At 42.1% G+C, this 16,122-nt stretch carries 9 protein-coding genes and 1 CRISPR repeat array; of the genes, 8 read left to right on the plus strand and 1 reads right to left on the minus strand.

Annotation, left to right across the window (positions count from 1 at the left end; all coding sequences use genetic code 11):
• The 8 genes from HG267_RS18455 (at position 1) to HG267_RS18490 (ending at position 9,981) form a co-directional block, all read left to right on the plus strand.
• Positions 1-621: a hypothetical protein gene (locus HG267_RS18455; protein ID WP_045867791.1), complete on the plus strand. Its 621-nt coding sequence runs from the start codon at positions 1-3 to the stop codon at positions 619-621.
• Positions 622-651: 30 nt separating this feature from the next.
• Entirely contained in the window at positions 652-1,608 is a 957-nt protein-coding gene (locus HG267_RS18460) for an RAMP superfamily CRISPR-associated protein (RefSeq protein ID WP_045867790.1), read from the plus strand.
• Positions 1,605-2,048 (plus strand): hypothetical protein, encoded by a 444-nt coding sequence (locus tag HG267_RS18465; RefSeq protein ID WP_045867789.1) that lies wholly within the window; start codon positions 1,605-1,607, stop codon positions 2,046-2,048. The genes HG267_RS18460 and HG267_RS18465 overlap by 4 nt, the downstream gene beginning before the upstream one ends.
• A gap of 2 nt (positions 2,049-2,050) precedes the next feature.
• Entirely contained in the window at positions 2,051-3,103 is a 1,053-nt protein-coding gene (locus tag HG267_RS18470) for an RAMP superfamily CRISPR-associated protein (protein ID WP_045867788.1), read from the plus strand.
• Positions 3,104-3,106: 3 nt separating this feature from the next.
• Positions 3,107-3,751 (plus strand): hypothetical protein, encoded by a 645-nt coding sequence (locus tag HG267_RS18475; protein WP_045867787.1) that lies wholly within the window; start codon positions 3,107-3,109, stop codon positions 3,749-3,751.
• 382 nt (positions 3,752-4,133) lie between these two features.
• A CRISPR array of direct repeats spans positions 4,134-4,618; the repeat unit is 36 nt; unit sequence GTTACGCTTACACCTACCCCGCAAGGGGATGGAAAC.
• Positions 4,619-5,482: 864 nt separating this feature from the next.
• Positions 5,483-6,634: a CRISPR-associated endoribonuclease Cas6 gene (gene cas6 / locus HG267_RS18480; RefSeq protein ID WP_045867786.1), complete on the plus strand. Its 1,152-nt coding sequence runs from the start codon at positions 5,483-5,485 to the stop codon at positions 6,632-6,634.
• Positions 6,635-6,876: 242 nt separating this feature from the next.
• Positions 6,877-8,244 (plus strand): NAD-dependent succinate-semialdehyde dehydrogenase, encoded by a 1,368-nt coding sequence (locus tag HG267_RS18485; RefSeq protein ID WP_045867785.1) that lies wholly within the window; start codon positions 6,877-6,879, stop codon positions 8,242-8,244.
• 93 nt (positions 8,245-8,337) lie between these two features.
• Positions 8,338-9,981 (plus strand): acetolactate synthase large subunit, encoded by a 1,644-nt coding sequence (locus HG267_RS18490; protein WP_045867784.1) that lies wholly within the window; start codon positions 8,338-8,340, stop codon positions 9,979-9,981.
• 748 nt (positions 9,982-10,729) lie between these two features.
• Here the strand turns inward: HG267_RS18490 and HG267_RS18495 are convergent.
• Entirely contained in the window at positions 10,730-15,823 is a 5,094-nt protein-coding gene (locus HG267_RS18495) for a CHAT domain-containing protein (RefSeq protein WP_045867783.1), read from the minus strand.
• Positions 15,824-16,122 lie beyond the last annotated feature (299 nt).

Here is a 16,122-nt window from a genome sequence, read left to right on the forward strand (position 1 = left end):
ATGGCTTTCAGCAGTTTCAAAACTATTGGGGAAGTTCTCAAAGCATTTCAAATCACTTATACCGAAGCTAATTTTGTCAGTGAACTTGCTTTTACTATTCCTGACTATTTCCGTGAAGATTTAGAACTGATGATGCGGGATGCTGTTGTTGATAATTCAGAGTTTGCTATCTGTGAAAATCTGATTTATCCCATACTCAAAGAAGTTTGGAAGACTTACCGCAGTAAGTTTATTTTATGGAGTCATCAATCCTTGAATTATGACGAAAAATTATCTGGATTTCCTGAATATATTTTGGCTAAACGTTCCCCATTGGGTAAAGTTGTTTTTGATAAGCCATATTTCATTTTAGTAGAAGCCAAGCAAGATAACTTTGAAACTGGTTGGGCGCAATGTTTAGCAGAAATGATTGCAGCCCAAAGACTGAATGGAGAATATCAAATAGTGATTTTTGGTATCGTTTCTAATGGCGACCGCTGGCAATTTGGTAAGCTGGAAGGAGAAATTTTTACCAGGAATAGCACCTTCTATACTATTCAAGAGCTAGATAAACTTTTTGCTACTGTTAATTTTGTATTTCAACAATGTGAAATACAGTTAAATAATTTAGTAGCGGCTTAATTTGCAATATTTTTTCAACTAAATATACCTATGCACAAAAGATTTGTTAACCATTGTACTATTGATTTAACCCTAATTCCTGACGGGCCGATGTTGATTAAATCGGGTAAGGAAGGAGCCGATCCGACTAAGCCGGATATGGAATTTGTGGAAACATATCATGCTGGTGGGCGTTCTATATATTTACCTGGAAGTAGTTTAAAAGGTGCAATTCGCGCCCATGCTGAAAGAATTGTTAGGACTGTAGGCGAAGATAAACCTAACTCTAAAAAATTACCTTGGGCTAACGATCCGTTAAGCGATAAGTACAATTATCTGGAGAATAAATCAGCACCAGATATTTACAAATTATCTAGTTTTACTGACCAAATATTTGGTAATACTTCCATTGCTAGTAGATTGAGAATTGAAGATGCTTATCCAGATAAGTCTCAGCCTCTGAAAATTGAAGAACGGAATGGTGTCGCAATTGATAGGGTTTTTGGTTCAGTAGCTGTGGGGCCTTTTAATTATCAAGTTTGTACGGCTGGGGAATTTAAAACAAAAATTCACCTTAAAAACTTTACTCTCTCCCAATTAGGTTTAATTGGTTTAGTCTTGCGCGATTTAGATGACGGTTGGTTTGGTTTAGGGTTTGCGAAATCTCGCGGTTTGGGTACTGTACAGGTGAAATTGAATCAAGCAACTGTGCAATATCCTGGTTGTGTTTTATCGGAAGATAAACGCCAAATTCAGGCTATTGGTAGTCAAAAACAATGGAACCATACTTATCTCTTAGGTGCGGGAGAATTTTTAGAAATCCATGAAGCAAGAACCTATGGTTTTCTAAAAGAAAATAGTACAGAAGATAGACAAGATACACCAGTAGCAGCAACATCAATGGATTTAGGTTTTGGTGTGCAACTTACTTGGCGAGATGGTACAGTAACAGATTTATTTGAACGTGCTGTTAAATCTTGGAGTGGTTTATTAGGGGTATCAAGATGACGGCTTTTGTTGGTGTAAAAGAAAAACTTTTATCAGTTGCAGAATTGCTCGATTTAATTCAAGAATTTGCAATTGAACCTAGTTACTACTTCCTGAGATGGACTCATAAAGTTAGCGATAATTGGAGACAAGCACCCACAGAAGATGACTTCCCGATGCTGGAAGGACAAATGTTTAATCAAAATTGTGAATTGAGATGGAAGTATAAGCGCAAAAATAGTTATGAAGTGCTGCTTTTAACTGTTGCTGGTGAGTATGCTGATTTTAGCCCTGTGGGTGAAAAATGGGAAACGCAAGACAGAAATGCTCATTTATATGCATCTACAGAAACCCGTTTTCCGAAAGGATTTCCTGAGAAAGCATCAAATATTGCTCAACGCTATTTTATCGATAAACAAACTTCTACAGTTCACTTTGTCGCTTTGACAATTAAACAATAATTATGACAGTAAATCGCCCCTCAAGACCTCAACCACCTAACCGTTCTAGCGGTGGGGGTTCATCGCCAGAACTTCCGCCAAAACCTTACGAATTCGTTTCCTTTCCAACTGAACGCCCTAATTTACAGCGTCCAATTGGACATCATAAATATTTTAGCGATCGCCTGCATGGTACTTTGTATCTTACCCTCAAAGTGCAGACTCCTCTTCATGTCTCTACAGGGGTGGTGGTTATGGGTAGCGATATCGGTCAAAAAATTCCCCTGATTAAAACAATGGTACAGGGTGTAGACCAGAAGCTATCAATTCAAGGTAGTTCACTGAAAGGTTGTATCCGCTCTGTCTATGAGGCGATTACTAATAGTACTTTAGCAGTAATTACTAATAGATATAGAGATAAAATCCCCCCAGAACGCTTACCTTGTCGCCACAAAGAACAACTTTGTCCTGCGAGTAGAGTTTTTGGTGCTTTAGATTGGCAAGGTTTGCTAGATTTTAACGATGCTAAGTGTGAAAATATCAGCTTTTCTACAGGATTTATGCCCTCATTATATCGTCCTCGTCCTGATGAACGTGGGGCATATTTTATTAGAGGAAAAGTTGCTGGACGCAAGTTTTATTATAATACTTTCAAGGCAATTGATAAAGGTCAAAATTCAGGAATTCCTGTACAACAAGCTGGTAGAGAATATATTTTCACCACTCAATTACATTTTAAAAATCTGACAGCCGAAGAATTAGGTACTTTATTAATTGTCTTAGGACAAGATGCTAAATATCCGATGGCTTTAAAAGTTGGCGGTGGTAAACCGATAGGGATGGGAACAATGACTGTGAATATCGATAAAATCCACCAACCGCAAAACCTGAAACAGCGTTATTCAGCTTATAATCTCAATCAATCTGATGAGTTGACTGGGGAAAAATTACAACAATTTATCAAAGAAAAAATTCAAGCAGCACATTCACGCTTGATTCAAAAACCGCAATTAGAAGAACTGGCTGCAATTTTACGCTATCCCACCGATCGCGAACCACCATCGGGAATGTACTAAATTATGACAATAGCTGAATTATCTTCCGAATCTCTCACGGATGCACAGTGGGAAATTGCCCATGCGATCGCTCAAACTTTAGTGAGAGATAATACAGATATCAACGAATTGGGTAAAGCTGTTGCTTACCTGCGCGCTTCTGTAAATCAGCAAAATGCAACTTCTAGGTTTTTCCAATACCTGAAAACCCTTGTTAGTAACGGTAAACACATTGGACATAGCAGCAAAACTACCGATTATTACCGCAGTATCGAGAAAGCCTGTAGCGATTATCTCAAAACTGTGAGCGATGCTCATACCATGCTGCAAATTTTAGGTTGGGTAGCGCGCTTGATGCGTTATTACAAAGATGCTGGTGTCCCGATTGGGGAAATTGCTACACCTCAAACCACTGTGCTTGAGTCAGCGCGTCAAGTGGAAATTGCCAAAGTGGTTCAAGCGCAAGACTTTCAAGTTGAGCAAATTATCGAGGCTCAAGTTACCAAAATCAATAGTAATAAAGTCACCTATGAAATTTTGGGGACGATTAGGTTAACAGAGAAGGAACCGAAAAAAGCCAGTTCTTTGCAAGAAGGACAGATGGTTAAGGTAAAAATTGTGTCTCTCAAAGAAGATGGCAGCATTAAAAGTGTAAAGTGTGTAAGTTAACTCAGTATTTGAGCTTAAAGTTTTTTATAGGTAAAGCTTGACGAAGATAAGTTATTGAATTAAGTTATTTACATTGCAAAGTTACTGTAAAGTCCTCAGTGCTTTCTCTAGCTTTTTTAGACCACAGAACCTTGAAAATTCAATAAATATATTGTGTTTCTGGGGTAGATTTCCATACTACCCTGGACAGGAAAAAGCGGTTTTGCGGCCGATCCGCCAAATCGCTGAAACCCTAATTTTTTCGTGGAATCGGCCGTTCGCTTATCCTGTAAGGCTTTCAGAGATTTTTTCTGGATATTTTGCTGGCGGAAAAGCAATAAAATTAGTATCGGCCGCAAACCGCCTCTAGAAGCTATATAGGATAAGGGTTTCAAATCGAGGGGTTACGCTTACACCTACCCCGCAAGGGGATGGAAACAACATAGCTACCTAGGCAGACTCTCTTTATCCTGTTATAGTCGGCAGGTTACGCTTACACCTACCCCGCAAGGGGATGGAAACCTACGTCCCAATCCCATTTGCAGAGCATAGGGTGCTGGGTTACGCTTACACCTACCCCGCAAGGGGATGGAAACGGTGACTGGGGTATTGCTAAACACTGGTCTAAGATTGTTACGCTTACACCTACCCCGCAAGGGGATGGAAACTGGATATCACCGTCGAAGCCTTCGGTTTCTTCAAGTAGTTACGCTTACACCTACCCCGCAAGGGGATGGAAACCCGATTTGTGCATGAACAGCTTCCTTCCAAGCTTGAACGGTTACGCTTACACTTACCCCACAAGGGGATGGAAACATATCGCTGTATATCCAACAAGCGGTATCGGACTTAGTTATGCTTACACCTACCCCGCAAGGGGATGGAAACCCAGCAGTATGACCAATTACTTTAGTTTTATCTGTACTGTTACGCTTACACTTCCCCCGTAAGGGGATTATGAGAATTATTCACCCATACACTCAGGTTTGAAAAGAGCGATCGCTTTTTCTGAGAATGATTATTTTTCGCATCAAAGATTCAGCCAACCAGACTGCAACAATGCGATTCGGCAAAGTTTGCAACTAACATGAATTGGAAGGATAAATTTTACACTAAAAAGTCAAAAAAACTAATTTATTTTTAATTCATAAATAAATTCTCTTTGAAACAGAAAAATAATCACCACTAATATTGAGCGATTGTTTTACAATCTGTAATATTTTGCTGATTCCCTTGAAAATAAACAATTTCAGCAATTACAGACTGCGTAAAAACCTAATTTTTGCTTTACATAACTCAACAATTGTAGAGTTAATAACTAATTACGAATTATGTTGAAATTGATCCCTATTTATTTTTAATTCAATGTCCAATGCCTGGAAATTACATAAATATCAATACCACAAGAGATAACATTTTAAACTCATATCAATTCTTGATGGATCTGCATAGAATCAGATCCCCCCTAGCCCCCCTTTTTAAGGGTGGAACCGGAATCAATCATCAAAATCCCCCTTAAAAAGGGGGATTTTGGGGGATCTAAAATATGTGCAGCTTCACAGAAAGGATAATTGGTATCAGAATTTGGTTAACGGATAATAGTCAACAGCTAAGGGGCCAAGTTTTCCTTCCCATTACCCATTACCCATTACCCATTACCCATTACCCCAATCCCCAATCCCCAGTTCCTAGTCCCCCACAGGGGATGAAACCACAGTAAAATATTCCACATTATTTGCATAGCAAGCAGCGATGGCAAGAGCAGCAATATCTACCACTCGCAAAGCCAAGTCCAAATCTGTGACTAAGTCCTCTGTTCCTACGTGGGCTGATGATACAGAATTGTTGGGATTGGTGTTTGACCTTGAAGCTATTAGTTCTACTTCCCTATATTCGCAGTATACAATTGGGCTTCATGCTTGGTTTCTTGACCAAGTACGACAATTCAACCCGGAACTCTCGGCTTATCTCCATGATGGCGAATCGGAAAAGCCTTTCAATATCTCAGCGTTGGAAGGTCAACTCGTTCCTACTGGTAGACAGCTGCATCTAGAAGCAAAGCAGACTTATCACTGGCACGTTAACGCCCTATCTCCGAGGGTAGCGCAGTTTCTGGGTCAATGGTTAACCCAACTGCCACAAACTTTAGCTTTAAGGGATGCGCCCTTGCAAATTAAACAGGTGAGTATTGCTCATCCACCCACAACCTACGCCCAATTGTTGCAGTCATCTGTGGAGAAACAAACTAACGTCAGTCTCAGCTTTGTTTCCCCTACCAGTTTCCGCCGCAAAGGTCATCATTTCCCCCTTCCTGTGCCTGTAAATCTCTTCCACAGCTATTTGCGCCGTTGGAATGACTTTTCGGGAATTCCCATAGAAACAGAAGCTTTCCTCGATTGGATAGATGAAGGGGTGATTATTCATCAGCATCGGTTGGAATCGGTAAAAGTGGCGGCTGGTAAACGCGGTTCCGTGACTGGCTTTACAGGGGCGATTTCCTGTGGTTTGAGTAAAGCTGCTTTAGCTAATACAGAATTTACCCGCTTGTTTTATGCCTTAGTGAGACTTGCGCCTTACTGCGGTACAGGACACAAAACCACCTTTGGACTCGGACAAACGCGCTTAGATTGGTTGGAACCAGAACCAACTACACCCACGCAGTTACTGACAAATCTGCTGGGGGAGAGGATTGCAGAATTAACAGAAATATTCACCGCCCAAAGGAAACGCACAGGAGGCGATCGCACTGATAAAATTGCTGCAACCTGGGCGACAATCTTGGCAAGGCGCGAAATGGGAGAATCTTTGCAAGTAATAGCCGAAGATTTAGAAATGCCCTATACTACCGTGAAAACTTACGTTAAGTTGGCGCGCAGGGCGTTAAAGCAAGATGATGGGGGATGAGGGGGATGAGGGAGATGAGGGAGATGAGGGGGATAGACTTTGGTGATGCGGTTAAATTTAGGTTTTAAACAAGTATAAATACTAAATTAAGCTGTATATTTAGCGACATTTTAAGTTGCAAATCTTTAACATTACAAAAGTAAATATTGGCTAAAAGTCTACAATTTAGATGGTAGCTTCCTCAAAAGATATGTGTAACACTAAGGAGCTACTTCAAGCTAATTTTAAACGGAGGTCAGGCAATGGCTATCGCCACCATTAATCCTGCCACTGGGGAGACAATCAAGACTTTTGAGGCGCTGAATGATACAGAAATTGCTGCGAAGCTAGATTTAGCTGGTGAGGCTTTTGAGCATTACCGCAAAACTAGTTTTAGAGAGCGATCGCAATGGCTGATCAAAGCTGCTGAGATTTTAGAACAAGAGAAGGCAGAATTTGGCAAGTTAATGACCCTGGAAATGGGTAAGCCTTTAAAAGCTGCGATCGCAGAAGCGGAAAAATGTGCGGCTGTCTGTCGCTACTATGCAGAAAATGCGGCTGATTTCTTAGCTGATGTTTCTGTAAAAACCGATGCCAGTCAGAGTTTTGTGCGTTACCAGCCATTAGGTGTAATTCTCGCCGTGATGCCGTGGAATTTCCCTTTCTGGCAAGTGTTTCGCTTTGCTGCGCCAGCACTAATGGCGGGTAATGTTGGTTTACTTAAACACGCATCTAATGTACCGCAATGTGCCTTAGCAATTGAAGATATTATTCGCCGCGCTGGGTTTCCTGAAGGTGCTTTTCAAACACTATTAATCGGTGCAGCGAAAGTAGCCGATTTGATGGCTGATGAGAGAGTCAAAGCTGCTACCTTAACCGGAAGTGAACCTGCTGGTGCATCCTTAGCAGCTGCGGCAGGTAAACAAATTAAAAAAACAGTCCTAGAATTGGGTGGAAGCGATCCATTCATCGTGTTAGAGAGTGCTGATATAGAGACAGCAGTTGTCACAGCTACTACAGCACGAATGTTGAATAGCGGGCAATCATGTATAGCAGCGAAACGTTTCATTGTTGCAGAAGCGATCGCTGATAAATTTGAAAAACTGTTGTTAGATAAATTTCTGGCTTTAAAAGTTGGCGATCCCATGCAACTAGACACCGACTTAGGCCCATTGGCAACTCCTGATATTCTCCAGGAATTAGACCAACAAGTCCAAACTGCCGTTAAAAGCGGCGGTAAAGTCCTCACAGGCGGACAACTTTTAGCCGATCGTCCTGGTAACTTTTATCCACCCACCATCATCATAGATATTCCCCAAGATAGTGCGATCGCCCAAGAAGAATTTTTTGGGCCAGTAGCCTTATTATTCCGTGTTCCCGATATTGACGCAGCCATTAAACTTGCTAACGCCACACCCTTTGGCTTAGGCGCAAGCGCTTGGACAACCAACGCCCAAGAACGCGATCGCTTAGTTACAGAAATTGACGCTGGCGCAGTATTTATTAACGGAATGGTGAAATCCGACCCCCGCCTACCTTTCGGCGGTATCAAACGTTCTGGGTATGGTAGAGAATTGAGCATTCAGGGAATACATGAGTTTGTCAATGTTAAAACTGTGTGGGTTAAATAGTTAGTCATTAGTCATTGGTCATTTGTCATTTGTCATTTGTTTTTTGACGAATGACGAATGACAAATGGCAAACAACAATATTGAGGAAACAAAATGAATACAGCAGAGTTATTAGTAAAGTGTTTAGAAAATGAAGGTGTAGAATATCTTTTTGGGCTTCCTGGTGAAGAAAACCTCCATGTTTTAGAGGCTTTAAAAACATCTTCCATTAAATTTATTACTACCCGTCACGAACAGGGTGCAGCATTCATGGCAGATGTCTATGGACGCTTAACTGGGAAAGCTGGGGTTTGTCTTTCTACCCTTGGCCCTGGGGCGACTAATTTAATGACTGGGGTAGCAGATGCTAACCTTGATGGTGCGCCACTAGTAGCAATTACCGGACAAGTGGGAACCGATAGAATGCATATCGAATCCCATCAATATTTAGATTTAGTGGCAATGTTTGCCCCGGTTACTAAGTGGAATAAGCAAATTGTTCGCCCTAGTATTACACCCGAAGTCGTCCGGAAAGCCTTTAAGCGATCGCAATCGGAAAAACCAGGTGCAGTACATATCGATTTACCAGAAAATATTGCCGCTATGGCTGTAGAAGGCAAACCCTTGCGTAAAGATAAAATTGAAAAAACCTATGCATCGTTTGCTAGTATTCGCGCTGCTGCTGCGGCAATTTCCCAAGCAGTAAACCCATTAATCTTAGTAGGTAATGGAGCGATTCGCGCCCAAGCAAGTGATGCAGTTACCCAATTTGCTACCCAACTAAATATTCCCGTTGCTAATACTTTTATGGGTAAAGGCGTGATTCCTTATACTCATAACTTAGCCTTATGGTCAGTGGGATTGCAGCAACGTGATTTTATTACCTGCGGCTTTGATAACACAGATTTAGTAATTGCTATTGGCTACGATTTAATCGAATTTTCACCAAAAAAATGGAATCCCGACGGACAAATTCCCGTTATTCATATTGCCCTCAGTTCCGCAGAAATTGATAGCAGTTATATTCCCCAGGCAGAAGTAATTGGTGATATTTCTGATTCTCTGGTTGAAATTTTAAAGTTAGCCGATAGACAAAATAAACCCAATCCCTACGCTATCAGCTTAAAACCAAATATTCGTGCCGACTACGAAGAACACGCCCATGATGATGGCTTTCCTATCAAACCGCAAAAATTAATTTATGACTTGCGGCAAGTGATGGGCCCTGATGATATTGTCATCTCGGATGTAGGGGCACATAAAATGTGGATTGCCCGCCATTATCATTGTCATAGCCCCAATACTTGCATTATTTCCAACGGCTTTGCAGCAATGGGAATTGCTATTCCTGGCGCTTTAGCTGCAAAACTCGTTTATCCCAACCGCAAAGTAGTGGCTGCAACTGGCGATGGAGGCTTTATGATGAATTGCCAGGAATTAGAAACAGCTTTGCGCGTCGGTACTCCCTTCGTCACCTTAATATTTAATGATGGTGGCTATGGGTTAATTGAGTGGAAGCAAGAAAATCATTTTGGCCCAGGACAGTCAGCTTTTATCCGCTTTGGTAATCCTGACTTTGTCAAATTAGCCGAAAGCATGGGTTTAAAAGGTTACAGAGTTGAAGCTGCGACAGATTTAATTCCTGTTCTTAAAGAAGCTTTAGCCCAAGATGTCCCCGCAGTTATCGATTGTCCTGTAGACTATCGTGAAAATCGCCGCTTCACCCAAAAAGCCGGCGAATTAAGCTGCAAATTGTAATCCTCTGGTGCACATCTAAATTGCACATCTTCTTGTTGGGATAGTTTCAATCTAGTAGTGGACTGACAAGACTAAAATAGTCCATGAAAAAAACTCTTGTGGGGTGGACATCTTACCCGTCCGGGGCGGACAAGATGTCCACCCCACAAGAAAAATTATTGCAACATTTTAGCCTTGCCACGCCAGTAGTGGCGTGTCTAGACTAAAATAGTGCGTTAGATTAGAAAAAATTAACCGCAGATAAACGCTGATAAACGCGGATAAAATTAATCTTTATTGCAACATTTAAGGCTTGCCATGCCAGTAGGGTGCGTTACGGCTTCAGCCTAACGCACCGCCAACAATATAAAAATGCCCAGATACCCGACTTTTTAAAAAATTTGGGTATCTAAATCTCTATAAAGTTCAGTGAAATTACACCTAATCATGTAATACAGTTCAGTTAAGAAAAATAATTGACAACAAAACCAAAAAACTAGTTATACCATTTTGAAAAAAGAACGCGACAGATGGGTGGGGGCACGGCACCTGTAAGATATTTCATATACCAAAAGATTGTAGATGCCGTGCCCCTACAAAGAATGTATCTGTTGCAAACATTATTGGAATTGGTATTATTCAACAAAAAACTCAACAATAATTTTGGAGGGGGTTTGGGGGAGAATCCCCCAATTGAGCTAGCTGTTTCCACAACTGACAAATCAATCACTAATGAACTTATCTGAACTGTATTGCCTAATAATCACCCTTACCAGGGATTACCCACCATTGTAAATGCTGCCCAATAATAAGGATGAGACAGGGATTTATCTTGTTCATCGATACTTTCAGCAGGTAAAGGCAAACTTGTCACAGGTTCTAAACCTTGAATTTGACCATTTTTGACGAAAACTTTGCCTGTAGCCATCGCTACTTGTGCTTGTCTTAAAGCTTCGGCGCGAATAGGTGCGGTTTTCAAGCTTTCGTAGAACTTCGTCATTAAGGCGGCTGTACCTAAATCGCTGACGTACCACAGACTCGCAACACTAGTTTTGACACCAGCCAGTACAGCTAAACCAGCAAACCCAATCTCTGCTTCTTCGTTTCCTATCGCAGTGCGACAAGCACTTAATACCATCATCTCAACTTGGGGGTCGTTTAAGCGTAATTGCCGGATTTGGTCTAAACGTAGTTTATCTTCCCACAATTGAATATAGGATTTATTCAAAGTACCTGGCTCAAAGTCTGCATGGGTAGCCATGTGGATAATCCCAAAAGGTTCTTGACGACGAACTGCTTTGAGATTAGCTAAAGTTGCTTGTTTATCTAACAGTAACTTACCTTGCCATAGTTTCGTCACTAATGTTGATATTTCCACTGGAACTGCTGGCAAAGGTTCTTGTCCTTGGGTACTTTGGGAAACACCTAAAGCTAAAACTTGGGATTTTTTAATATCTGTATACAGAGTGTTAGTTAAACTGAGACTGGGCATTAAACCCACACTATATTTTTCTACCAAAAAGCTTTTACCATCGTGAAGCGCTGCCATTGGTGCAGAACGTAAACCAATGTCTGGGAGAAATACTAAATTTGTGATTCCTTGTGTTTGCAATTCTGCATTGATTGGGGCAATTATCCAATTATAAAGTTGGTGAGATGGCCGCAAATAAAGGTTATTGCTTGGATTAATAATTTCTTGGCGGAATTGATTAGCTGTTTTGAGAACTTTGGTTTTTGTCGCTTCAGGAATGCGTTTGCGGATGGGATTACCCTTGCCTGTAATTACTACTATTTCCAGTTGTTCATTATCTGTTTCGGCTGTAGTATTTAGCTGTTTATTAGCTGAAGCAGGTGCAATTTCTACAGGTACAAAACTGAGGTAAATAAATGCCGGCTTTACACCAGTGGCTTTTTCAATTTCAATAGCTATTTCTTTGGCATCATCGGGTGATTTGAGTGTAGTACCACCGACACCTAAACGTTGCTCAAATTCCCCAGTGAATTTATCTTCTGGAAGTTCTTCGCCAACTTTTGGATCTTTGCCACCACCATTATTATTGACAGGCTCATCAACTTTTGTTGGTAGACAATTGAAATTACACACAGGAATATCTGGCTTATTTGTCTGGGTGACGTTGATACCTATCTGTACAGGTGTGGAAGTAGAAACACCATCACTGGCGCGAATGGTAAAGGCATTGAGCGAACCAGTAGTATCTGTTGGGGGTGTGTAAACTAAGTTAGAACCGCTTGATACTGTAGTCACACCAGGAACAACAGCAGCACCATTAACGGTTAAAGTACCAGAATTGACTGCATCAATGCGAATGGTGGTGTTGTCGTTGTTAGCATCGGTAACTACTGCGCCTAAACTACCAAAATTAACAGCTACCGATTGATTAATTTGGGTATTAGGTAATGTGGTGTTGGCTGTTAATGTTGGGGGAGTGTTGACAGAATTAATTGTAATCCCGGCGGGAGTGCCGCTAGCTGCGCCGCCGTTGGGTAATACAGGCGCACTCAAGCTACCTGCATTAATGATGGAAGTTCCCCCGGCGTTGAGTGCGCCTGCTGTACCGTTGACGCTAGCATTCCCTACGGTAAACGGCACATTATCAGGGCCGCCATCATGTTGAATTGTAATATTACCGCCGATAGGTGGTGCAGAGCTACTAGTACCGCCTTCTCCAGCATTAATAATGCCACCAGTTGCGATGGTATTTCCTAGTAGAGTACCTGTTCCTCGCACCAGCCCATTAGTTAGGACTTGGACATCACCGCCAGTTACAGTACCTCCTGGTTCCGTCGTCGCTTGGCTGTTGATTGTAGTAAAGGTAATTGTGCTACCAAAAGGATTGGTTGTCCTGAGAGTGACGTTTCCACCTGTAGCCGTTGCATCACCATCAACATTCAATGCGGTAGCTGAGGAATTAATTGCACCAGTCGTAATATTAGCCGCAGCAGTTAAGTTCACTGCACCAGATGTCGCCGTATAATTGCCACTCTGCCCGGTTTTGGTTACAGATGAGTTAATTGCGCCTGTCGTGATACTACCTCCACTACTAGTTGCTTGAACGGTTCCACCTGTACCTGACTGGAAACCTCCAGTTGCGGAGGTATTAATATTACCTGTATTGATATTACCAACAGCAGTTAAATTTAAAGTCCCCGCCTGACCCCCAGTCACGGCACTGATATTGGTGCTAAGATTTCCCAGGGTAATCGCACCCCCGCTACTAGTAGCAGTAATATTACCTCCGTTATAGCCACCACCGTAGCCTTCACCCCCAAACACAAAGCCACTAGTGTTAATATTGCCCGCAGTAATGTTACCTGTTGCAGATAAATTCACATCACCGCTAGGAGCAAAGTTACCTGTAGTGTTGAGATTCCCTAGTGATAAACTCGCGCCGGAGATAAAGATATCGCCTCCAGTAGTATTGATGGTGTTGCTGGTATTGGCAAAGGTAACAGCACCATTTTGTGAAGTTAGCCGGAAACTACCTGCACCGCCTAAATTTAGTGTCGCTACACCAGCAGCAGTTGTGACTCCAGGTGTATTCCCTGTAATGGGGTCAATAGTAATATTTCCTGTCGCCTGTAAATCAATATTGGCACCAGCAGTACTTAACGCACCCCAAGAAATAGTATTCGCACCATTATCAGCCAATCCAAAAGGAATACTACTCGGTGTCCCATCAAAAGTACCACCTGCGGCGGCATCAATAATTCTTAAGGTGCTGGGGTCGAGTAACAAAGTCCCCAATGTACCATTAGTTGCGGAAGTATCTACCTGACCATTGTAGGTGAGGAAATTTTTACCCGATACTTCCACAAAACCACCATTACCACTATTCGCCCCACCACGCGCTGTAATTTTACCGAGGAATTGGGTGGTGTCATTACCCCAAACAATTACCCTTCCCCCATCGCCATTGAGGTTACTATCGGCAGCGATTACCGATTTACTATCAACATAAGTGTTAGTCGCAGTTGGTACAGTACCCTGACCTTGATAATCTCCACCAATCAAGACTGTACCGCCACCATTATTTCCAGAGGCGTTAATATTGGCATCAACTAAACCGACTTGTTGACCTAAAATATTCACCTTCCCGCCTGTGGAACCAGAAGCATCAACTTTCCCAGACACAATGGTTGTACCGGGTGTTGTGGGGATAGTTGTGTTAGAAGCTGAAAGTTTCACTGTTCCATCAGGGTTAGCCGTTAAACCTGTATTCCCAACAGTGAGTAATTCCGGTAGAGAGGGAATGGGGATTGTCCAGTTATTTGGTTGATTACTATTAGCCGCTGAAGGTTGAATTTCCAGACTTAACAAATTACCAGGCTGGCTAAGGCGTACCCAATTTTCCCCTGGTACAGATGTCACCAAAATTTGCCCAGATGGTGCTGTAAGAGTGCCGGTATTTACCACTGTTCCACCCAAAAGGCTCAAACTTTGCCCATCAGCCACAGCCAAATTACCAGCATTTAATATAGCTCCTGGCTGGCTCATGGTAAAGGCAAAACCTGTGGGATTACCAACTAAAACGGAGTAGTTATTCGTCGCACCACTAGCATTAAACCAACTATCACCAAAAGCAATTCCGTTGGCGGTGGTGGCGGTGAACGCACCAGGAACATTTAAGCTAGCATTCGGCCCAAAAACAAATCCGGCGGGATTCATCAAGTAAAGGTTAGCAGTTCCCCCTGTTACCTGAATTAAGCCATTGATAATGGAAGCATTACCACCTGTCACCCTACCTAAAATGTTTTGCAGATTAGGATTGGCTTGGAAGTTCGCAATTTGTTCTGGTGTTAAACCAAACTGTTGAAAGCTGTGGAATAGGTTAGCACCATCACTTGAAGTCTGACCACCAGTAATATCTAGCCTGTTACCATTAGGGGTAACGATGGTATTTGTACCATCATTAGCAGGTATAATTTGTTGAGCTTGGGCTGTAATAGCAGAGAGAGTTGCAAATAAGGGAAGAATCCCGGCGCAAAGCGGCTGGGCTTTGAGTAAATGTTTGCGGACTTGAGAGGAATTATGTTCTCTTACCTTCTGCCTCCTGCCTTCTGCCCCCTGCCTCCTGCCCTCTACTTGCTTGTGACGCAAGAAAAAGTGCCCTGTGGAAAGTTCGACATCGATTTGATATTTATCAGCTAGTCCTCGCCGTTGCAATGCTTGGGCAATAACTTGTTGAGAACATAACAGCAGTTCTAGCTGGGCTTGTTTGGTGATATTCCCAGCGTGGTGGCGGTAATAGTAAAGTGGCTGCTGAATATGTGCAACTTGAGTAACTTCCGAAAGCCGCAAACATAAATCGTAGTCTTCCGCGTAATCCGGGGAACCATTGAACCCATCTACTAAGTCATAAATAGAACGACGAATTAGGCGGAATTGAAAAGTCATGAAATCGACTAGCAGTCGTTCTTGAGAGTAGGGAATCAAACTGCGCCGACCATATCTAATAACTTTACTCTTGTCGTCAACATCTAGATAATCGGTGTATACAAAGCCGACTTCTGGCTGACGGTTGAGGATAGTAACGGTTTTTTCCAAGGCGGTTGGTGCTAAATAGTCGTCACTATCTACCCAGCCGATGTAGGTTCCTGTAGTTTGAGCGATCGCATCTCGTCGTGCCGCAGTTACTCCCTGATGGGGTGCTGCTACTACCCGCACTCGCCTATCTTGCCCCGCATATTTTTGCGCGATCGCAAGGGAATTATCTGTAGAGCCATCATCCCACACGAGTAACTCAAAATCTCGCCATGTCTGCCTCAGGACGCTGGCGATCGCCTCTCCTAGAAAATGCTCCCGATTGTAATTCGTAATGACAATGGAAATCGGCAGTGACATGGAAGTTCTCCAACGCAATTTCTAATCTCTGACCAGCATATTTATCCTATCGGATATCACTGAGAATTTTGCAGTGTTAAATGTAATTAAATATATTAATTTTTTTGAATATGACTGGCAAAAATATGATATTTAAATATTACTGTGGCTAAAACAATTTTCCGGAATCTCAACTAGCCAGGTGTTTAACTAAGTAAACAGTAATTAAGCGTATAGTGCAGTTTTACAAAGCTATAGCGCCTTCTGCAGTTTGTTTGAGAAGGCGTTATATTGCCAATGAAACTGATAGCTTATACCTA

Source organism: Tolypothrix sp. PCC 7601, assembly GCF_025677855.1.
In the GTDB taxonomy this organism is placed as follows: domain Bacteria; phylum Cyanobacteriota; class Cyanobacteriia; order Cyanobacteriales; family Nostocaceae; genus Aulosira; species Aulosira diplosiphon.

Excerpts from the sequence above, each read along its gene's own strand:
- HG267_RS18455 (WP_045867791.1), top strand. The coding sequence starts at position 1 with ATGGCTTTCAGCAGTTTCAAAACTATTGGGGAAGTTCTCAAAGCATTT.
- HG267_RS18460 (WP_045867790.1), top strand. The coding sequence starts at position 652 with ATGCACAAAAGATTTGTTAACCATTGTACTATTGATTTAACCCTAATT.
- HG267_RS18465 (WP_045867789.1), top strand. The coding sequence starts at position 1,605 with ATGACGGCTTTTGTTGGTGTAAAAGAAAAACTTTTATCAGTTGCAGAA.
- HG267_RS18470 (WP_045867788.1), top strand. The coding sequence starts at position 2,051 with ATGACAGTAAATCGCCCCTCAAGACCTCAACCACCTAACCGTTCTAGC.
- HG267_RS18475 (WP_045867787.1), top strand. The coding sequence starts at position 3,107 with ATGACAATAGCTGAATTATCTTCCGAATCTCTCACGGATGCACAGTGG.
- cas6 (WP_045867786.1), top strand. The coding sequence starts at position 5,483 with ATGGCAAGAGCAGCAATATCTACCACTCGCAAAGCCAAGTCCAAATCT.
- HG267_RS18485 (WP_045867785.1), top strand. The coding sequence starts at position 6,877 with ATGGCTATCGCCACCATTAATCCTGCCACTGGGGAGACAATCAAGACT.
- HG267_RS18490 (WP_045867784.1), top strand. The coding sequence starts at position 8,338 with ATGAATACAGCAGAGTTATTAGTAAAGTGTTTAGAAAATGAAGGTGTA.
- HG267_RS18495 (WP_045867783.1), bottom strand. The coding sequence starts at position 15,823 with ATGTCACTGCCGATTTCCATTGTCATTACGAATTACAATCGGGAGCAT.